Origin of the sequence: Streptomyces brasiliensis (assembly GCF_014647875.1) — a bacterium.
GTDB classification, from domain to species: Bacteria; Actinomycetota; Actinomycetes; order Streptomycetales; family Streptomycetaceae; genus Streptomyces; species Streptomyces brasiliensis.
The window spans coordinates 58,918-77,658 of the sequence record NZ_BMQA01000011.1; the positions used below are offsets into that span (position 1 = coordinate 58,918).

General features: G+C 71.8%; 18 protein-coding genes. 11 read left to right on the top strand and 7 right to left on the bottom strand.

The features are described 5' to 3' along the window. The first annotated feature begins 104 nt into the window (after positions 1-104). From IEZ19_RS19000 to IEZ19_RS19015, 4 genes are all read left to right on the top strand, one after another. Positions 105-620 carry a YbaK/EbsC family protein gene (locus tag IEZ19_RS19000; RefSeq protein ID WP_189312408.1) on the top strand — a complete coding sequence of 172 codons (516 nt, stop codon included), beginning with the start codon at positions 105-107 and terminating at the stop codon, positions 618-620. Next, on the top strand, positions 617-1,462 hold the full coding sequence (locus IEZ19_RS19005; RefSeq protein WP_189312409.1) for an EamA family transporter: 846 nt from the start codon (positions 617-619) through the stop codon (positions 1,460-1,462). The genes IEZ19_RS19000 and IEZ19_RS19005 overlap by 4 nt, the downstream gene beginning before the upstream one ends. Positions 1,463-1,548: 86 nt before the next feature. Continuing rightward, positions 1,549-2,439: an NAD(P)-dependent oxidoreductase gene (locus IEZ19_RS19010; protein ID WP_189312410.1), complete on the top strand. Its 891-nt coding sequence runs from the start codon at positions 1,549-1,551 to the stop codon at positions 2,437-2,439. A 97-nt stretch (positions 2,440-2,536) separates the two neighbouring features. Further along, positions 2,537-2,812: a DUF1876 domain-containing protein gene (locus tag IEZ19_RS19015; protein ID WP_189312411.1), complete on the top strand. Its 276-nt coding sequence runs from the start codon at positions 2,537-2,539 to the stop codon at positions 2,810-2,812. Positions 2,813-2,839: 27 nt separating this feature from the next. Here IEZ19_RS19015 and IEZ19_RS19020 read toward each other — a convergent pair whose 3' ends face one another. From IEZ19_RS19020 to IEZ19_RS19035, 4 genes are all read right to left on the bottom strand, one after another. Next, on the bottom strand, positions 2,840-4,015 hold the full coding sequence (locus tag IEZ19_RS19020) for a serine hydrolase domain-containing protein (RefSeq protein ID WP_229840473.1): 1,176 nt from the start codon (positions 4,013-4,015) through the stop codon (positions 2,840-2,842). A gap of 112 nt (positions 4,016-4,127) precedes the next feature. Continuing rightward, positions 4,128-4,904 (bottom strand): energy-coupling factor ABC transporter ATP-binding protein, encoded by a 777-nt coding sequence (locus IEZ19_RS19025; RefSeq protein WP_189312412.1) that lies wholly within the window; start codon positions 4,902-4,904, stop codon positions 4,128-4,130. Then, a complete protein-coding gene (gene cbiQ / locus IEZ19_RS19030) occupies positions 4,892-5,653 on the bottom strand; it encodes a cobalt ECF transporter T component CbiQ (RefSeq protein ID WP_189312413.1) in 762 nt (253 codons plus the stop codon). Before cbiQ ends, IEZ19_RS19025 begins: the two co-directional genes overlap by 13 nt. Before the next feature lies 1 nt (position 5,654). Continuing rightward, positions 5,655-6,698, bottom strand: a complete 1,044-nt coding sequence (locus IEZ19_RS19035) for an energy-coupling factor ABC transporter permease (RefSeq protein ID WP_189312414.1) — start codon at positions 6,696-6,698, stop codon at positions 5,655-5,657. Between the two features lie 166 nt (positions 6,699-6,864). Between IEZ19_RS19035 and IEZ19_RS19040 the strand changes: the two genes are divergently transcribed. Continuing rightward, positions 6,865-7,227: an SsgA family sporulation/cell division regulator gene (locus tag IEZ19_RS19040; protein WP_189312415.1), complete on the top strand. Its 363-nt coding sequence runs from the start codon at positions 6,865-6,867 to the stop codon at positions 7,225-7,227. An 11-nt stretch (positions 7,228-7,238) separates the two neighbouring features. Here the strand turns inward: IEZ19_RS19040 and IEZ19_RS19045 are convergent, their stop codons facing one another. The 3 genes from IEZ19_RS19045 to IEZ19_RS19055 form a co-directional block, all read right to left on the bottom strand. Further along, entirely contained in the window at positions 7,239-8,909 is a 1,671-nt protein-coding gene (locus IEZ19_RS19045) for a penicillin-binding transpeptidase domain-containing protein (protein WP_189312416.1), read from the bottom strand. Between the two features lie 103 nt (positions 8,910-9,012). After that, the gene (locus IEZ19_RS19050; RefSeq protein ID WP_189312417.1) at positions 9,013-10,644 is read right to left on the bottom strand and encodes a penicillin-binding transpeptidase domain-containing protein; all 1,632 of its coding nucleotides are present in this window, start codon (positions 10,642-10,644) and stop codon (positions 9,013-9,015) included. 121 nt (positions 10,645-10,765) lie between these two features. Continuing rightward, a complete protein-coding gene (locus IEZ19_RS19055; RefSeq protein WP_189312418.1) occupies positions 10,766-12,541 on the bottom strand; it encodes a dolichyl-phosphate-mannose--protein mannosyltransferase in 1,776 nt (591 codons plus the stop codon). 95 nt (positions 12,542-12,636) lie between these two features. Here IEZ19_RS19055 and rsmI point away from each other — a divergent pair, with 95 nt between their 5' ends. From rsmI to IEZ19_RS19085, 6 genes are all read left to right on the top strand, one after another. Beyond that, the gene (gene rsmI / locus IEZ19_RS19060; RefSeq protein WP_189312419.1) at positions 12,637-13,491 is read left to right on the top strand and encodes a 16S rRNA (cytidine(1402)-2'-O)-methyltransferase; all 855 of its coding nucleotides are present in this window, start codon (positions 12,637-12,639) and stop codon (positions 13,489-13,491) included. A gap of 532 nt (positions 13,492-14,023) precedes the next feature. Then, positions 14,024-14,419 (top strand): hypothetical protein, encoded by a 396-nt coding sequence (locus tag IEZ19_RS19065; protein WP_189312420.1) that lies wholly within the window; start codon positions 14,024-14,026, stop codon positions 14,417-14,419. A 47-nt stretch (positions 14,420-14,466) separates the two neighbouring features. Then, the gene (locus tag IEZ19_RS19070; protein WP_189312421.1) at positions 14,467-15,345 is read left to right on the top strand and encodes a TatD family hydrolase; all 879 of its coding nucleotides are present in this window, start codon (positions 14,467-14,469) and stop codon (positions 15,343-15,345) included. Between the two features lie 102 nt (positions 15,346-15,447). After that, complete coding sequence (locus IEZ19_RS19075; protein ID WP_373297007.1) at positions 15,448-16,929, top strand: resuscitation-promoting factor; 1,482 nt, start codon at positions 15,448-15,450, stop codon at positions 16,927-16,929. 51 nt (positions 16,930-16,980) lie between these two features. After that, on the top strand, positions 16,981-17,847 hold the full coding sequence (gene rsmA / locus IEZ19_RS19080) for a 16S rRNA (adenine(1518)-N(6)/adenine(1519)-N(6))-dimethyltransferase RsmA (protein WP_189312422.1): 867 nt from the start codon (positions 16,981-16,983) through the stop codon (positions 17,845-17,847). Next, entirely contained in the window at positions 17,844-18,737 is an 894-nt protein-coding gene (locus IEZ19_RS19085) for a 4-(cytidine 5'-diphospho)-2-C-methyl-D-erythritol kinase (RefSeq protein ID WP_189312423.1), read from the top strand. The genes rsmA and IEZ19_RS19085 overlap by 4 nt, the downstream gene beginning before the upstream one ends. Positions 18,738-18,741 lie beyond the last annotated feature (4 nt).

The following is an 18,741-nucleotide window of genomic DNA, read 5'->3' on the forward strand; positions in this document are numbered from 1 at the left end:
CGCCCGCCCGTGCCGTGAACCCGGCCGCCCGAAGTGCGCCCGGTCGCCCGCCCGTGCGTAAACCAGGTCGCCTGCCTCCTACACGTACCGCTACGGTGCCCTCCATGACGACGACAGCCGCCACTGACGCCGAGGGCTCCGGAGCCCACCCCCTCTTCGCCGCCGCCCTGGACGAACGCGGACTCGGTGAACTCCACGCGCGCGTACGGCGCTTCCCGGACGCCACCCGTACCGCGGCCGAGGCCGCCGCGGCCATCGGCTGCGAGCTGAGCCAGATCTGCAAGTCGTTGATCTTCGCGGCGGACGGCGTGCCGGTGCTGGTGCTGATGGACGGCGCGTCCCGGGTCGACGTGGAGCTGGTGCGTGAGGAACTCGGGGCCGAGAAGGTCACGCGGGCCTCCGCCGACGTCGTGAGGGAGTTCACCGGATACGCGATCGGAGGGGTGCCGCCCTTCGGGCACCGCCACACCACCCGGGTCCTCGCGGACCGCTCCCTGCTCGCGCACGACGTCGTGTGGGCCGCCGCCGGGAACCCGCACGCCGTTTTTCCCATGGAGCCCAAGGAACTCGTCGCCCAGGCCGGTGCCAGCCTCGTGGACGTGCGTGAGCACACTTCGTGACGCCGGCCGTCACCGCGGCCGTCCTGCTGGCCGCGGTCACCCATGCCAGCTGGAACGCCATCGCCCACAAGATCACCGACAAGCTCGTCGCGTTCACGCTGATCCTGGCCGGCGGGGTGCTGATCGGGCTGGTCATCGCCCCGTTCGCGGCGCTCCCGGCGGCGGGGGCGTGGCCGTACCTGATCGCTTCCGCGCTCATCCACCTCGTGTACGTCGTCCTGCTGATGACGTCGTTCCGGCTCGGCGACTTCGGCCAGGCCTACCCGCTCGCGCGCGGCACGGCCCCGCTCGTCGTCACGGTGTTCGCGGCCTTCTTCGCCGACGAGGTGCCCGACCGCTGGGGCGCCGCGGGCATCGCGCTCGCCTGCGCCGGGCTCACCGGTGTCGCGGTGTGGGGGCTGCGGGGACACCGGCCCGACTGGGCGGCGATCGGGGCGGCGGTCGCGACGGGACTGTCCATCGCCGCGTACACCGTCGTCGACGGGCTCGGCGTGCGCGCCTCGGGCACCTCCCTCGGCTACACCGCCTGGCTGATGGTGATCCAGGGCTTGGCCGTCCCGGCGTACGCCGTGTGGCGCTGGCGGGGTGCGACGCCGGCCGTGCTGCGCCCCTCCGCCGCTCTCGGCCTGTTCGGGGCACTGCTGTCCGTGTCCGCCTACGGCCTGGTCCTGTGGGCCCAGACCCGGGCCGAACTGGCGCCGATCGCAGCACTTCGTGAATCGTCGATCATCGTCGGTGCCGCCATCGGCGCGGTGTTCTTCAAGGAGCGGTTCGGCGGGCCGAGGATCGCGGCGGCGGGGCTGCTGGTCGTCGGGATCGGGCTGATGCTGCACACGGGGTAGGCGCGTCCACGCCCCTTGTGCGCTGCAGGGGCCGCGTCGTAGGGGAAGCTGGGCGCAAAGCGCCGTACGAGAACAGGAACCTACGTATGACCGACAAGCTCACCGTGAGCGTCCTGGGCACCGGCATCATGGGCGCCGCGATGGCCCGCAACATCGCCCGGGCCGGACACGGCCTGCGGGCCTGGAACCGGACCCGCGCCAAGGCCGAGCCGCTGGCCGCCGACGGCGCGTACGTCGCTGACACTCCGGCCGAGGCCGTCCAGGGCGCCGACGTCGTGCTGACCATGCTGTACGACGGGGGCACCGTCCTGGAGGTCATGCGCGAGGCGGCCCCGGCACTGCGCTCCGGCGCCGTCTGGGCGCAGTCGACCACGGCCGGCATCGAGGCGATCCCCGTGCTGTCCGCCTTCGCCGGGCAGCACGGGCTGGTCTTCTACGACGCCCCCGTTCTCGGCACCCGCCAGCCCGCCGAGGCCGGACAACTCACCGTCCTCGCGGCCGGTCCGCAGGAGGGCCGGGAGACGGTCGCGCCGGTCTTCGACGCGGTCGGCGCCCGCACGATGTGGACCGGCGACGACGCGGCGGCGGGCAGCGCGACCCGGCTCAAGCTGGTGGCCAACAGCTGGGTCCTCGCGGTCACCGCCGCCGGCGGCGAGGTGGTCGCCCTCGCCCAGGCCCTCGGCGTCGACCCGGATAACTTCTTCGACCTCATCGCCGGCGGTCCGCTCGACATGGGCTATCTGCGGGCCAAGGCCCAGCTCGTGCTCGACGGGAAGCTGACTCCGGCCCAGTTCGCGGTGGACACCGCCGGGAAGGACGCGCGGCTGATCGTGCGGGCGGGCGAGAAGGGCGGGGTACGGCTCGACGTCGCCGCGGCCGCCGCCGAGCGCTTCGCCCGGGCCGCCGCACAGGGGCACGCCGACGAGGACATGGTCGCCGCGTACTACGCCAGCTTCGACGAGAAGCCTGCCTCCTGACGCCGGATCGGTCCGGTCCGAAGCCGGTCCGGTGCCGACGTGACGTCTCCGGCGGTCGGGCGCACCCTGGTAACAGCGGTTTCCGGAGGTGGTCGTCATGATGCACACCGCAGTGGGATGGCACATCGAGATGGAGTTCATGGAGGACGAACAGCACACGCGGGCGGCGGCCCTGGTGCGCTTGCCCGACGGCACGGAGGTGCGGGCGCACGGCCAGGCCAGCCGGCACCACACCGACTCCAATCAGCCACGGGTCGGTGAGGAGATAGCGGGTGCCCGCGCCCTCAACGAACTGGCGATGCAACTGCTGAGCAAGGCCCACACGGAAATCGACGCGGATTCCGGACGGATCTCGCACCCGATCCACGTGTGAACGGTCGTGCCCTGCCGGTGCGGACGGCTACCGCTGTGCGAGTGCCGTCCGCACCGCCCTGACCAGCGCCTGGGCGCGCGGGTCCGCCGTCACACCCGGGCGGAAGCCGTTGGTGACGTAGCCGAAGGCGATCCCCGAGTCCGGGTCGGCGAAGCCGAGGGCGCCACCGCGGCCCGGGTGCCCGAAGGAACCGGGGGACAGCAGCGGCGACGCGCTCCCGTGGAGCATGTATCCGAGTGCGAAGCGGGTGTTCACCACCAGCACCCGGTCGGGACCGGCGGACTGCTCGCCGCGGGCCAGAGCGGCCGTCTCCGAGGTGAACAGCCTGCGTCCGCCGTCCACTTCGCCGATGAGGGAGGCGTAGAAGCGCGCCAGGCCGTCGGCGGTGGCGATGCCGTTGGAGGCGGGCAGGACGGCCTCGCGGTAGGCGGGGGAGTTCTCGTCGGGGAGCGGCGTGATCGCGGCGAACGCGCGTCTCGTCAGCGACTCGGGGTCGGCGTAGGCCTCGGCGACGGACCGCTTGGGGCGGGTCTTCAGCGCGCCCTCCGCCTCGAGGGTCCCGGCCGGGCCGACGCGGCCCACGCGCGCGTGCTCCGCCGGCGGCAGCCCGAGCCAGAGCCCGGCGCCGACCGGCTCCGCGATCTCGTCGGCGATCCACTCGCCGACGGTCCGGCCGGTGACCCGCCGCACCAGCTCGCCGGTCAGCCAGCTGTACGTCTGCGCGTGGTAGCCGTGGTCCGTGCCCGGCTCCCACACCGGCGCCTGCGCGGCGACGGCCGCGGCACCCAGGTCGGGGTCGGCGGCCTCCTCGGGCGTCAGCGGCCGGTCGAGCACGGGGACTCCGGCGCGGTGCGCCAGCAGGTGCCGCACGAGCGTCCGCTCCTTGCCGGCCGCCTTGAACTCCGGCCAGTACGTACCCACCGGCGCGTCCAGGTCCAGCTCTCCGCGCTGGTGGAGGAGCAGCAGTACGGCGGCGGCGACGCCCTTCGTCGCGGAGCGCACGATCTGGGCGGTGCCGTGCTCCCAGGGGGCCGCGCCGTCGATGTCCTTCGTGCCGGCCCACAGGTCGACGACCTTGTGGCCGTCCCGGTACACGGCGACCGCTGCGCCCCGGTCGCCGAGCTGCTCGAAGTTGCGCACGAACGCCTCCCGGACCGGCTCGAAGCCTCCGGCCACCGTGCCGTTCACGACCGTGCCGCCCACGTTCGTACTTCCCTTCGCCTTGCCTTCGACAGGCGGTGCAACATCCTGTGTCAGCCTGTGATTCCTTCGTTTCGCCGACCGAGGAGGATCGTTATGGCGATGTTGCCTCGGGTCACGCGCCCGCCGTCACCGACCGCGGGTCGAAGCCGAAGGGGAGTTCCAGGCGGTGGGCGCGCATCAGGGTGTCGTCGGACAGCAGCTCGCCCGTCGGGCCGTCCGCCGCGATCACGCCCTCGCTCAGGATCAGCGAGCGGGGGCAGAGTTCGAGGGCGTACGGCAGGTCGTGCGTGACCATCAGGACGGTGACGTCCAACGAGCGCAGGATGTCGGCCAGTTCGCGGCGCGAGGCGGGGTCGAGGTTCGAGGACGGCTCGTCCAGGACGAGGATCTCCGGCTCCATCGCCAGGACCGTCGCCACGGCGACCCGGCGGCGCTGGCCGAAGGAGAGATGGTGCGGCGGGCGATCGGCGAAGTCCGCCATGCCGACCAGTTCCAGCGCCGTGCGCACCCGCTCCTCCAGCGCGGCTCCCTTCAGCCCGGCCGCCGCCGGACCGAACGCCACGTCCTCGCGCACGGTCGGCATGAACAGCTGGTCGTCCGGGTCCTGGAAGACGATGCCGACCTTCTGCCGGATCTCGGCCATGTGCTTCCTGCCCACTGGCAGCCCGGCCACGGTCACGGTGCCGGCGCCGCCGCTCAGGATGCCGTTGAGGTGCAGCACGAGGGTGGTCTTGCCGGCGCCGTTCGGACCCAGCAGCGCGACCCGTTCGCCGCGGGCGATGCGGAAGTCCACGCCGAACAGGGCCTGGTGGCCGTCGGGGTAGGCGAAGGCGAGGCCGGAAACCTCGAGGGAGGCGGGCACTTCGGTCACAGCAGTCACAGGGTCCATCCCAGCAGACACACGACGAGGGCGGCGAAGGGGAGGGCGAGGGCGGACGACCACTCGGCCCGGGACGCGGTCACCTCGTCGATGACCGGCATAGAACCGGCGTACCCGCGGCTGACCATGGCCAGGTGCACGCGCTCGCCGCGTTCGTAGGAGCGGATGAACAAGGCACCGGCCGACTTCGCGAGCACGCCCCAGTGCCGCACGCCCTTCGCCTCGAAGCCGCGCGACTCCCGGGCGATCCGCATCCGGCGCATCTCGCCTGTGATGACGTCGCCGTAGCGGATCATGAAGGACGCGATCTGGACGAGCAGCGGCGGCAGCTTCAGCCGTTGCAGGCCCAGCAGCAGTTCGCGCAGTTCGGTGGTGGAGGCCAGCAGGACCGACGCGGCGACGCCCAGCGTGCCCTTGGCGAGCACGTTCCAGGCGCCCCACAGGCCACTCACGCTCAGCGACAGCCCGAGGACGTCCACCCGCTCGCCCTCCGCCACGAACGGCATGAGCACGGCGAACGTGACGAACGGCACCTCGATCAGCAGCCGCTTCAGCAGGAAACCGGCGGGCACGCGCGCGTGGTACGCCACGAACGCGAGCAGCACGGCGTACAGCGCGAACGCCCACATCGCCTCCCGCGGTGTCGACACCACGACCACCACGAAGGCGAAGACGGCGGCGAGCTTGGTGTGCGGCGGCAGCGCGTGCACGGGTGAGTGCCCGTGCCTGTACAGCCGGTGTGCGTGTCCCGCCCCCATGTCAGACCCCCGTGTTCGCGGGGGAGACGTCCTGGTCGCGGCGCCTGCGTACCGCCCAGAACACCGCGCTGCCCGCGACGACGGTGACGCCGACACCGATCACGCCCGCGAGACCGCCGGACAGCCGGGCGTCGGAGACGTCCTTGACGCCGTAGTCCGCGAGCGGGGAGTCGGCGGCCGCGTGCTCCTCGGCCTTCTTGTCGATGCCCTTGTCGTGGGCGACCTTCTCCAGGCCGTCGGGGTCGGCCGAGGCGTAGAAGCTGACGAACCCGGCGAGCACGAGCGAGGTGACCAGGCCCGTGATCCACAGCTTGCGGTGGGAGCGGGCGGTGACGGGTACGGGCTGGGCCGCGGGCGCGTCGACGAGTTCGCCGTTCACCCGCAGCTTCAGGCGCTGCTGGAGGTCCCGCGCGCCGTACACCAGGTCGGGGCGTACGGCGACGACGGCGCCGACTGTGAGCGCCGTGATGACCGCCTCGCCGATGCCGATGAGGACGTGGACGCCGACCATCGCCGTGGCGACCTTGCCGAGGGAGACGTCAGTGGTGCCGCCGATGGCGTAGATGAGCGTGAAGGCGACGGCGGCGGCCGGCACCGAGACCAGCGCGGCGACGAACGAGGCCACGGTCACCGAGCGCCGCTTGCGCGGCAGCACCTTGACCAGGGCACGGAAGACGGCGTACGCCACGACCGTCGTGACGATCGCCATGTCGGTGATGTTCACGCCCAGCGCGGTCAGACCGCCGTCCGCGAAAAGGATGCCCTGCATCAGCAGGACGACGGACACGCACAGGACACCGGTACAGGGGCCGACGAGGATGGCGGCGAGCGCGCCGCCCAGCAGATGCCCGCTGGTCCCGGCCGCGACCGGGAAGTTCAGCATCTGCACCGCGAAGATGAACGCCGCCACCAGGCCGGCCAGCGGCGCGGTGCGCTCGTCGAGTTCCCGGCGCGCGCCGCGCAGGCTCACGGCGACGGCGCCTGCGGCGACCACGCCGGTGACCGCGGAGGTGGGGGCGTCTATGAATCCGTCAGGTACGTGCACCGTTTGATTTTAGAGGCTTGTTGCGAACCTTTTGCAAGAGCGAGTCCGTCGTCTCACGAATCCGAGACGTCACGGTTCGGTGAGCGTAATACGGGAAATATGTGACATTGAAAGAGAAGCGGATGAACATACTTCGTTTACGTAACGCAGCGTTAGGGGCTGGCCGATGTCCGTAGTCGAACAGTACGCACGCGCTCACATAGTCACGGACGAGGACGCTGTGGCGGACCCCGGCGCCGTGCCCGTCATCCTGCGCTACGACCCCGAGGCCGACCCGCGATCGGTGCGCATCGGCCTGCCCGAGCCGCTGCCCGGGCCGCACGAGTGGACGTTCTCCCGCGCTCTGCTGGAGCAGGGCCTAAGGGCCCCGGCCGAGAGCGGCGACGTACGGGTGTGGCCGCTGGGCCGCGTCCAGGCCGTCGTGGAGTTCCACTCCGCGCACGGCGTCTCCGTCGTGCAGTTCGAGTCGAAGGCCCTGCTGCGGTTCCTGCGCCGCACCTATATGGCCGCGGAGCCGGTGCGCCACTGAAGCGGAAGGGGTCAGCCGCCCGCCCTGAGCAGCGCCGCCACGATCGGCCCGGCCGTGTCACCGCCGTGGCCACCCGCCTGGACCACGCCGGCGGCCGCGAGGTCGCCGCGGTAGGCGGTGAACCAGCCGTTGGGCTTCTTCTGGCCGTCCACCTCCGCCGAACCCGTCTTGGCGCCGTAGTCCGGGCCGAGGCCCGCCATCGCCTGGGCCGCCGTGCCGTACGCCGCTGTGAACTGCATGACTTCCTTCAGCTCCGCCTGCGTCTTCGACGACATGGTGCGCGAGGCCTTGGCCAGCGCACGGTCGTCCACCGAGGGTGACACCAGGTACGGCTGGTGGAAGACGCCCGTCTCCACGGTCGCCGCGACCGACGCCATGTTCAGCGGGTTCATGCGCACCCCGCCCTGCCCGATCAGCGAGGCGCCCATCTGCGCGCCGCTCTGCACCGGGATCGCGCCGTCGAAGGTGGGCACACCGATGGCCCAGTTGTTCATGCCGAGGCCGTAGACCTCCTGGGCCTCCTTCGTCAGGTCGCTGTTCGACAGCTTCGGCGCGAAGTTGATGAAGGCGTTGTTGCAGGAGGCCCCGAAGCTCTGCTTGAACGTGCCCTGCTTGATCTCGGAGTCGTCGTCGTTGTGGAACGTCCAGCCGGCCAGCTTGTACGTCTTGGGGCAGGGGTGCGAGGCGCCCGGCGTGACGAGCTCCTTCTCGAACAGCATCGTCGACGTCACGATCTTCATCGTGGAGCCGGGTGCGAGGGAGCCCTGGAAGGCGGTGTTGAAGCCGTGGGAGGTGTTCGCGACGGCCAGGATCTCACCGGTCGACGGGCGCACGACGACCGCCGAGGCGCGCGGCTTCTTGGCCACCTGCTGCTCGGCGGCCGCCTGGAGGGCCGGGCTCAGCGTCGTCCTCACCGTGCCCGGCGTGCCCTCGGTCAGTGCCAGCAGCGTCTTGTCGGACAGCTTCGCCTTCTCGGACGCCTTGCCCCGCACCACGCGCAGTTCGACGCCCGCCTTGCCGCCGGCGATCTTGCCGTACTTCTCGCGCAGCCCGTCCAGCACCGGGCCCAGCGACGGGTACTCGGCGGTGGTCAGCTCCTCGCCGTCGCGGTCCAGCGCCTTGACCGGCGGGGTGCCGGCCGCGCCGGTGACCAGGGTGTCGCCGTCCTTCAGATCGGGGTGGACGAGGGAGGCGTGCCAGTCGACCAGCGGCTTGCCGTCGGCCTTGTTCCGGACGACGGTGAGTGCGCTGTCGTACGTCAGCGGCTTGCTGACGCCCTTGTACGACACCGTGGCCTTCACGGAGAAGGGCACCTTGTCGCCGGTGCGGGTGCCGGGGGTGAGCGTGACGCCGGTGAGGTGCGCGTCCTTGGTGTAGCTGGTGAGCAGCGCGGCGGCGGCGGTCGCGTCGTCGGTGCCGGCCGCCGCCTTGCTGACCTGGCCCTGCTGCCAGGCGGTCAGAAAGCGCGTGGAGGCGGTCTGCACCTCGATGGCGGACAGCGGGCCGGTCTTCACCTCGGCCGAGGGCGCGGACGTCGTCCGCGACTCGTCGTCGGCCGCCGCCCCGCCGCCGTACAGCGCGTAGACGCCGAACCCGGCGCCGCCGACAACCGCGGCGATCACCCCGCCGACCACGATGGGTCTGTTCTTCGGTCGCTCGGCGACGCGCCTTCTCTTGCCCACTGCCAGTTCCTCCGCGAATTCCCCAGGGTCCCCGCTGCCCTCGTAGCCCCCACGCTCCTCAACGACGGCAACCACCCTAGAGTCCCGTACTGCGAGGGTGACGTCAGCCGCCGGTCCGTAGCACAGCTGCGACAATCGGACCGGCCACGTCGATGCCGTGCCCGCCGTCCTGGGCCATGGCCGCGGCGGCGATGTCGTTGCGGTAACCGGTGAACCAGCTGTTGGACTTGGCCTGTCCGTCGACCTCCGCGGAGCCCGTCTTCGCGCCGATGTTGTAGCCCAGGCCGGACATCACGCCGGCCGCGGTGCCGCTGGTCGCGGTGCGGTTCATCATCGCGCGCAACTGCTGGACCGTGCTCGAGGACAGCCCGCGTGCCTGGGCCCGTTCACGGTTGTCGAGGCTCAGCGGCACGAGGATCGGCTGCCGGAAGGTGCCCGTCATCGCGGTCGCGGTCACCGACGCCATGTTCAGCGGGCTCATCTGGACCTGGCCCTGGCCGATCAGGGCGGCGGCCCTGTCCGGGCCGTCGACGGCCGGGACGGAGCCGTCGAAGGACGGAATGCCGGTCTGCCAGTTGTCCCTGCCCAGGCCGAAACGGTCCTCCGCCTCCCGGGTCAGCGAGTCGGCGTCCAGTTCGTCCACGTAGTGGAGGAAGGCCGTGTTGCAGGAGAGGGCGAAGCTCTCCGAGAGCGTCGCGTTCTCGTTCGGTGCCATGTCCTTGAGGTTGTGGAAGGTCTGGCCCTCCCACATCGCGTCCGGAGTGCACGGTGCCGGCCCGTTCGCCGTGGTGACACCGTTGTCGATGAGCGTGGCCGCGGTGAGGATCTTCATCGTGGAGCCCGGGGCCAGCTTGCCGAGGAAGGCCGCGTTGAAGCCGTCCGCACGGTGGTTGGCGACCGCCAGCACCTCACCGGTGCTCGGCTTCACGGCCACCACCGACGACTCGGCGTACTTCTTCACCGCAGTCTCGGCCGCGGCCTGCGCCGACGCGCTCAGCGTCGTGTGCAGCCTGCCCGCCTTGCCCTTGGCGAGGGTGAGCAGTGTGGTGTCGGGGGAGCCGTCGGCCTGGTTCTGGATCGCCAGCTCGACGCCGGGCGTCCCGCCCGCCTTGTCACCGTACTTCTGGCGCAGCTCGTCCAGGATCGGCCCCAGGGACGGGTACTTCTCCTTCGTCAGGACGACGCCGTTGCGGTCCACGGCCTCGATCGGCGGCGCCGACGACTCGCCCGTGACGAGCGTCTCGCCCTCGTGGAGCTGCGGGTGGACGACGGACGCCTTCCAGCCGACCAGGGCGCGGTGCGTGGTCTCGCCGCGCACGACCGTCAACTCGCTCCGGTAGGTGAGCGGTTTGGACTTCCCGTCGTACGACACCGTCGCCTTCACCGTGAAGGGCACGTGGGTGCCGACCGGCCCCGCGGGCGTGATGTGCACCTTGGTGATGTGCGCGTCCTCGCCGTACGCCGTCAGCAGCTGCTCGGCGCTCGCCGCGTCGTTGGTGTACGACGCCGCCGTCACCGCCTCGCCCTTCTCCCAGGCGGCGAAGAACTTCTTCGTGGTGTCCCGCACTTCGGAGCTGCTCGGCGGCCCGGTCTTCACGGCCGGGGCACTGTTGCCCGTCAGGCCGCCCCCGTCACCGGTCAGCGAGGACAAGATGTTGTACGCCCCGTACCCGGCCCCTCCCACCAGAACCGTGAACACACCACCTATGACCGCGGCTTTGGCCCCCGTGCGCATGACGCGACCCCTCCCCCTCGCCCCGTATCAGCTCTCGCACTGTAAGTGGCGTGCGAGTGAGGCGTGAGGGTTGTTGTCGGATGTTGTCCGAACGGAGATCAGAAATGTAGAGGAACACCCCTCATACCCAGGTATCCAGCCACATACGTGAACGCCAGGAGTCGAGCGGGATCGCCGTGCCCGTGTACAGCGGCCAGAAGTAGATGAAGTTCCAGGTGATCAACAGCACCAGGATGCCCGCGCCCGCCGCCCCGACCACCCGGCGGGTGTCGCTGGAGCCCGGTGGGCCGATGAGTGCGCCGAGCAGCATCGCCACCGCCAGGCACAGGAACGGCAGGAAGACGACGGCGTAGAAGTAGAAGATCGTCCGTTCCTGGTACATGAACCAGGGCAGGTACCCGGCCGCGATTCCGCAAGCGATGGCGCCCGCGCGCCAGTCGCGGCGCAGCAGCCAGCGCCACAGCACGTACAGGAGCGCGAAGCAGCCCACCCACCACAGCAGTGGCGTGCCCAGGGCGAGGACCTCCCGGGCGCACTTCTGGCCCGCGTCCGCCGGGCAGCCGTCCGCGCCGGGCGAGGGGGACTCGTAGAAGTACGAGACCGGGCGGCCCAGGACGATCCAGCTCCACGGGTTGGACTGGTACGTGTGCGGCGACGACAACCCGATGTGGAACTCGTACACCTCGTGCTCGTAGTGCCACAGGCTGCGCAGCCAGTCCGGCAGGAAGGCCCAGCTGCCGCCCTTGCCGTCGGTCGCGGCCCAGTTGCGGAAGTAGCCGCCGGTGCCGTCGGCGGGGGAGAGGATCCAGCCCGTCCAGGAGACCAGGTAGGTGACGATCGCGACCGGGAGCGTGGCCAGGAAGGTGATGCCGAGGTCGTGCTTGAGCACCGCCGTCGCGGTCTGCCGGCCGCCGGCCACCTTGCGCGCGGAGTAGTCCCACAGGACGGCCATCACGCCGAAGAACACCAGGAAGTACAGGCCGTTCCACTTGGTGCCTATGGCCAGGCCCAGCATCAGGCCCGCCGTCCATCGCCAGGGGCGCCAGCCGGAGCGGGTGGTCTCCGCGATGTGCGCGTCCGGGCGCGCCCGGCCGTCCTCGTCTCGGGGCAGAGCCGCCGCGAGCCGTGCGCGCATCCGGTCGCGGTCGACGATCAGACAGCCGAACGCCGCCACCACGAAGAACATCAGCACGCCGTCGAGCAGCGAGGTCCGGCTCATGACGAAGTGCAGGCCGTCCACCGCCATCAGCGCGCCGGCCAGACAGCCGAGGAACGTCGAGCGGAACAAACGGCGCCCGATGCGGCACAGCAGCAGCACGCTCAGCGTGCCGAGCAGCGCCGTCATGAACCGCCAGCCGAACGGGTTGAACCCGAAGACCAGCTCACCGAGCCCGATCACGTACTTGCCGACCGGCGGGTGCACCACGTACGCCGCGTCCGACGGGATACCGACGTGCCCGGCTTTCTGCAGGATCAGGTCGTTGGCGTTCTTGTCCCAGTTGACCTCGAAGCCGCGGTGGACGAGCGCCCAGGCGTCCTTGGCGTAGTACGTCTCGTCGAATATCACCGCCTTCGGGCTGCCCAGGTGCCAGAACCGCATCAGGCCCGCCACCAGTGTCACCAGCAGCGGACCGACCCAGCCCGACCAGCGGTTGATCCGCTCGGCGAGCACCGGCGGCACGCCCAGGGCCAGCCACAGTCGCGGGCTCGGCTCCGCGTACGGCGGCACCAGGCGCTCCTCGACATCGCCCGCACGGCCTCTGCCCGCCGCCGGCTCGTTCCGCTCCGTCGTGCCCGCCGTGTAGCCGAAATGGCGCAGCCGCTGCTGCCACGACGGACGCTGATCGTGCGGGGCCTGCCCCTGCCGGGTGTCCGTGGAGGACGCGGTACTGGTCACCGCGCCATCGTAGGGAACCCTTCTGTGTGAGTCCCGCGCATGGGCGTACCGGTTGTGGTGCGTCCGCCTCCGGAGGCTCCTGCGAGGATGGGGGAGTGACTGGAACCCTTGTCCTGGCAGGCACCCCCATCGGCGACGTCGCGGACGCGCCGCCGCGGCTGGCCGAGGAGCTGACCGGCGCCGACGTCGTCGCCGCCGAGGACACGCGACGGCTGCGCCGGCTCACCCAGGCGCTGGGTGTCACCCCCAAGGGGCGGGTGGTGTCCTACTTCGAGGGCAACGAGTCCGCGCGTACGCCCGAGCTGGTCGAGGAACTGTTGTCCGGCGCGCGTGTGCTGCTCGTCACGGACGCCGGGATGCCGTCGGTGTCCGACCCCGGGTACCGGCTGGTCGCCGCGGCCGTCGAGAAGGACATCCGGGTCACTGCGGTGCCAGGTCCGTCCGCGGTGCTCACCGCGCTCGCGCTGTCCGGGCTGCCGGTCGACCGGTTCTGCTTCGAGGGCTTCCTGCCACGCAAGGGGGGCGAACGGCTGTCCCGGCTGCGGGAGGTCGCCGAGGAGCGCCGCACGCTCGTGTACTTCGAGGCCCCGCACCGCCTCGACGACACTCTCGCGGCGATGGCCGAGGTGTTCGGCGGGGAACGGCGGGCCGCTGTCTGCCGGGAACTGACGAAGACGTACGAAGAGGTACGGCGCGGTCCGCTCGCCGAGCTCGCCGCGTGGGCGGCGGAGGGGGTGCGCGGCGAGATCACGGTGGTGGTCGAGGGCGCGCCCGAGCGCGGTCCCGAGGAACTCGACGCCGCGGAACTCGTGCGCCGGGTTCGGGTCCGGGAGGAGGCCGGTGAGCGGCGGAAGGAGGCGATCGCCGCGGTGGCCTCCGAGGCGGGGATCCCCAAGCGGGAGGTGTTCGACGCGGTGGTGGCGGCGAAGAAGGTGCAGGGCGGCGTGTAAGGGGTTGCCGGGTCCGGTGCAGGTGCTGGGGTGCTCGGTGTTGCTGTCCCCCCAGGCCCTCGAGGCACTGGGGGAGGCACGACTGCCCGCAGCCCTGGCGTACGGCGCTGGGGTGGATTGTGCGGTGGGGGTGTGTGGGTGGGTTCACTCGGGTGAATCGTGGGGGGCGCGGCGGTGCGCGCGAGGGGTTTCGTGAGCGGCGCGGGAGCGGTCGGCGGGGCGTGTGCTCAAGGGGTGTGTGCGCCCCCTGGCCTGCAGTGATGTGACCTCTGAGCAGGGCGCGTCTCCCATGAGCGTGCGCCCCACGCGGCGGCAAAGGGTACGTGCGGAAGGGCAAAGCCCGCCCTGGTGCCCCGGGCCGATTCGGCAAGGAAAGTCCAAATCGGCTCCAACAGTCGACAGACCTGATGCATTCACCGCGCCTGAGGCGTCCACTGGTCGAAGGGGCGTACCCGTCCCTCGTCCCCAGGGATTCCGGGGGGAGTCCCGCACAGCGGGGACGCTTGTCCAGCGGACAACAGGAGCAGCTGGCATGAGTGAGATCGCAGGGCAGACCGGCCTCCGCGGTACGGCGACCGCCGTCGTTCACGAGTCCTATTCCTTCGCCTGCATGCGCTGCGGGCACGGCTGGGAGCAGTCGTACGACATAGAGCACCACACGGACACGGACGGCAACGAGTACGTCATGTACGTCGCCGACGGCCGGTTCGTGCCCTCTCCGCTGAGCCGGCCGACGTGCCGCAACTGCGACGGCCATGTCGTGCGGATCATGCGGCCCGGGCAGGTCTCGTCGGTCCGCAGCGCGAGCCGGCGGCACGAGCGGCGGACGGACACGTCCGGGACGCCGGAGGCGGCCACGCAGGCCGGGGAGCAGCACCACTGGCATCTGTCCGATCTCCTCCACCCGTTCCAGCGCAAGGCGAGCTGAACCGGGCGCCGGCGTTCGGGGGCGGGCGCCTTTCGTAGGATCGGCACATGCCTTCGAACGCCGACAAGAACGCGGCACCGCCGCTCCCGGAGCCCCTCCGGGTGCCGGTCGCCGACTCCCACACGCACCTCGACATGCAGTCAGGCACGGTCGAGGAGGGCCTCGCGAAGGCTGCGTCGGTGGGTGTGACGACCGTCGTCCAGGTCGGCTGCGACATCAAGGGCTCGCGATGGGCCGCCGAGACCGCGGCGGCGTACGAGAACGTCCACGCGGCCGTCGCCCTGCACCCCAACGAGGCCCCGCGCATCGTCCACGGGGACCCCGATGGGTGGTCGAGGCAGGGCGCGCGCGTGCCGGGCGGCGGCGCCGCGCTGGACGAGGCCCTCGCAGAGATCGACCTGCTGGCCGCACTGCCCCAGGTCAAGGGCGTCGGCGAGACCGGGCTCGATTACTTCCGCACCGGTCCCGAGGGCAAGGCCGCCCAGGAGAGGTCCTTCCGCGCCCACATCGAGATCGCCAAGCGGCACGGCAAGACCCTGGTCATCCATGACCGCGACGCCCACGCCGACGTCCTGCGCGTCCTCAAGGAGGAGGGCGCCCCCGAGCGCACCGTCTTCCACTGCTACTCGGGAGACGCCGAGATGGCCGAGGTCTGCGCCCGTGAGGGCTACTACATGTCCTTCGCCGGCAACGTCACCTTCAAGAACGCCCAGAACCTGCGGGACGCCCTCGCCGTCGCCCCGCTGGACCTGGTCCTCGTGGAGACCGACGCGCCCTACCTGACCCCGGTGCCGTACCGCGGACGGCCCAACGCCCCCTACCTCGTCCCCGTCACGGTGCGGGCGATGGCCGCCGTGCGCGGTATCGACGAGGACGCGCTGGCCACGGCCCTCGGCGCGAACACGGCCCGCGTCTTCGGCTACTGACCGAAACGCTGTGCAGTCGCGTCGCTTTGGAGAGTGACGAACGCTCCGCTAGGTTCTGGGGGCCCGATCCGGACCCTTTCTGGCCCTCTGGAGCGTGTCGGCGTGAGCAAAGCGCAGCACGAGACGTACGAGCCCTACGGCCCGAGAAGACGCCCGGCGCCCGGGCAGGCCGCACCGGCACGCGACGCACGCCGCGCGCCCGGCGGCTTGCCGAGCGGCGCACCGCAGGACCGGCACAGCGCGCCGACGGTCGGGCACGGCATGCGGGGGGCGTCCGGTGCACCGATGCGCGCCGGAGCGCACGCCGACACCTACCGGCCGGCGTACGAAGATGCGGCGCTTTCGCTCCAGATGGGGCGCGCGCCCGACGAAGGGGCGTGGCAGCGCCCCGCCGGGCGCACACCTGGCGAGGAGGCGCGGGAGCGCGTTGTGCGCGCGGGGAGCACACGAGGTGCCACGCGCCGGCGCCGAGCGCGATACGCCGAGCGCCCGGAGTCCGTCGTGCGCCGTCTGCTGCCGCAGGCGCTGGTCGTCGCCTTCCTCGCGGGCGGCACCACCGCGTTCGTCGCCAACGACAAGGCGATCGAGCTGAGCGTCGACGGCAAGCCGCGCACCCTGCACACCTTCGCCGACGACGTGACCGAGCTGCTCGCCGAGGAGGGCGTCGCGGTGGGAGCGCACGACATCGTGGCGCCCGCCGCCGGTACGGCGCTCGAGAGCGGCGACGAGGTCGCGGTGCGCCACGGCCGCCCCGTACGGCTCACGCTCGACGGCAGACAGTACGAGGCGTGGACCACGGCGCCCACCGTGGAAGGGGCGCTCGAACAGCTGGGGGTGCGCGCCCAGGGCGCGCACCTCTCCGCCTCGCGCTCCGAGCGCATCGGACGCGCAGGGCTCGCGCTCGACGTCCGCACCGAACGCGCCGTCACGATCATGGCGGACGGCCGCGCCCGTTCCGTCCGCACCAACGCGGCCACCGTCCGCGAGGCGGTCGAGGGCGCCGGCATCACCCTGCACGGCCCGGACGCCACCTCCGTCCCGCCCGAAAGCTTCCCGCGCGACGGGCAGACGGTGACCGTCCTGCGGGTGACCAGCGGCACGGAGGTCCGGGACGAACAGATCCCGTTCGAGGTGCGGCGCACCGCGGATCCCTCGCTGCTCAAGGGCGCCGAGGTCGTCGAGCAGCCCGGGCGGCCCGGGGTGCGGCGGATCACGTACCACGTACGGACCGTCGACGGGGTCCGGCAGAGGCCGCGCCTGGAGCGGGACGAGGTGGTGCGCGAGCCGAGTTTGCAGGTCGTGAAGGTGGGCACGAAGCCGCTACCGCACTCCGTCGAGGGCACCGACGGCCTGAACTGGCGGGCCCTCGCGGTCTGCGAGTCCGGTGGCCGACCGCACGCGGTGGACCCGTCGGGGACGTACGGCGGCCTCTACCAGGTCGACCCCCGCACGTGGCACGGCCTCGGCGGCAAGGGCCGTCCGCAGGACGCGTCGGCGGGGGAACAGACGTTACGGGCGAAGAAGCTCTACCTGCGGCACGGGTCGAGTCCCTGGCCGCACTGCGGGTCCCGGCTGTACGGCTGAGCGCCGGTCGGCCGGGCGAAAGGGCCGACCGGGGCCCCGTACCCTTGTCCCGTGAGCAGCCCCACCCCCGACGCCCTCCTCGGCCCCGCCGACATCCGTGAGCTCGCGGCAGCGCTGGGCGTACGCCCCACCAAGCAGCGCGGCCAGAACTTCGTGATCGACGCCAACACCGTCCGCCGTATCGTCCGCACCGCCGAGGTCCGCCCCGACGACGTGGTCGTCGAGGTCGGCCCGGGGCTCGGCTCCCTCACCCTCGCGCTGCTGGAGGTCGCCGACCGGGTCACCGCCGTCGAGATCGACGACGTCCTGGCCGCCGCGCTGCCCACGACGATCGCGGCGCGCATGCCGGAGCGCGCGGACCGCTTCGCGCTGGTCCACTCCGACGCGATGCACGTCACCGACCTGCCCGGCCCCGCCCCCACGGCACTGGTGGCGAACCTGCCGTACAACGTGGCCGTCCCTGTGCTCCTGCACATGCTCGACACCTTCCCGAGCATCGAACGCACCCTGGTCATGGTGCAGTCCGAGGTCGCCGACCGGCTCGCCGCGGCGCCCGGCTCGAAGGTGTACGGCGTCCCGTCCGTCAAGGCCAACTGGTACGCCGACGTGAAGCGGGCCGGGGCCATCGGGCGCAACGTGTTCTGGCCCGCGCCGAACGTCGACAGCGGGCTCGTCTCGCTCGTCCGGCGGGCCGAGCCGATCAAGACCACCGCCTCCAAACGTGAGGTCTTCGGGTGCGTCGACGCGGCGTTCGCGCAGCGCCGCAAGACGCTGCGGGCGGCGCTCGCCGGGTGGGCCGGTTCCGCGGCGGCCGCCGAGGCGGCGCTGGTCGCGGCCGGGGTCTCGCCGCAGGCGCGCGGGGAGGCGCTGACGGTGGAGGAGTTCGCGCGGATCGCGGAGCACAAGGAGAGCAAGTGAGCGTCTCGGTACGGGTTCCGGCCAAGGTCAACGTCCAGCTCGCCGTGGGCGCCGCCCGGCCGGACGGGTTCCACGACCTGGCCAACGTCTTCCTCGCGGTGGGGCTGTACGACCAGGTCACGGTGACCCCGGCCGAGGAACTGCGGATCACCTGCGAGGGCCCGGACGCCGGCCAGGTCCCGCTGGACCGTACGAATCTCGCGGCGCGCGCGGCCCTCGCGCTGGCCGAGCGGCGCGGCATCGACCCGGCCGTGCACATCCACATCGCCAAGGACATCCCGGTCGCCGGCGGCATGGCGGGCGGCAGCGCGGACGGCGCGGGCGCGCTGCTCGCGTGCAACACCCTGTGGGACGCCGGGGCCTCCCGGGCCGAACTCCTCGCGATCTGCGCGGAGTTGGGCAGCGACGTACCGTTCAGCCTGGTGGGCGGCGCGGCGCTCGGCACCGGGCGCGGCGAGAAGCTGACGGCTCTGGAGGTCGGCGCCACTTTCCACTGGGTGTTCGCGATGGCCGACCGGGGGCTGTCGACACCGGCGGTGTTCCGCGAGTTCGACCGGCTGGGGGAAGGACTCGACATCCCGGAGCCCGTCGCGTCCGGGGAACTCCTCGAGGCCCTCGCCAAGGGCGACCCCGACGCGCTCGCGGCCGCTGTGTCCAATGACCTTCAGTCGGCCGCGCTGTCCTTGTTCCCGGAACTGGCGGACACGCTGGCGGCGGGTCGCGGGGCGGGCGCGCTCACGGCCCTCGTCTCGGGCTCGGGCCCGACGACCGCGTTCCTCGTCCGCGACCCCGAGTCGGCGGAGAAGGTGGCGCAGGCGCTGCGGGTGTCGGGGACGTGCAGGACGGTCCGTACGGCTTCGGGGCCCGCGCCGGGGGCGACGGTGCTCTGAGGGG

Excerpts from the sequence above, each read along its gene's own strand:
- IEZ19_RS19000 (WP_189312408.1), top strand. The coding sequence starts at position 105 with ATGACGACGACAGCCGCCACTGACGCCGAGGGCTCCGGAGCCCACCCC.
- IEZ19_RS19010 (WP_189312410.1), top strand. The coding sequence starts at position 1,549 with ATGACCGACAAGCTCACCGTGAGCGTCCTGGGCACCGGCATCATGGGC.
- IEZ19_RS19015 (WP_189312411.1), top strand. The coding sequence starts at position 2,537 with ATGATGCACACCGCAGTGGGATGGCACATCGAGATGGAGTTCATGGAG.
- IEZ19_RS19025 (WP_189312412.1), bottom strand. The coding sequence starts at position 4,904 with ATGGACCCTGTGACTGCTGTGACCGAAGTGCCCGCCTCCCTCGAGGTT.
- cbiQ (WP_189312413.1), bottom strand. The coding sequence starts at position 5,653 with ATGGGGGCGGGACACGCACACCGGCTGTACAGGCACGGGCACTCACCC.
- IEZ19_RS19040 (WP_189312415.1), top strand. The coding sequence starts at position 6,865 with ATGTCCGTAGTCGAACAGTACGCACGCGCTCACATAGTCACGGACGAG.
- IEZ19_RS19050 (WP_189312417.1), bottom strand. The coding sequence starts at position 10,644 with ATGCGCACGGGGGCCAAAGCCGCGGTCATAGGTGGTGTGTTCACGGTT.
- IEZ19_RS19065 (WP_189312420.1), top strand. The coding sequence starts at position 14,024 with ATGAGTGAGATCGCAGGGCAGACCGGCCTCCGCGGTACGGCGACCGCC.
- IEZ19_RS19070 (WP_189312421.1), top strand. The coding sequence starts at position 14,467 with ATGCCTTCGAACGCCGACAAGAACGCGGCACCGCCGCTCCCGGAGCCC.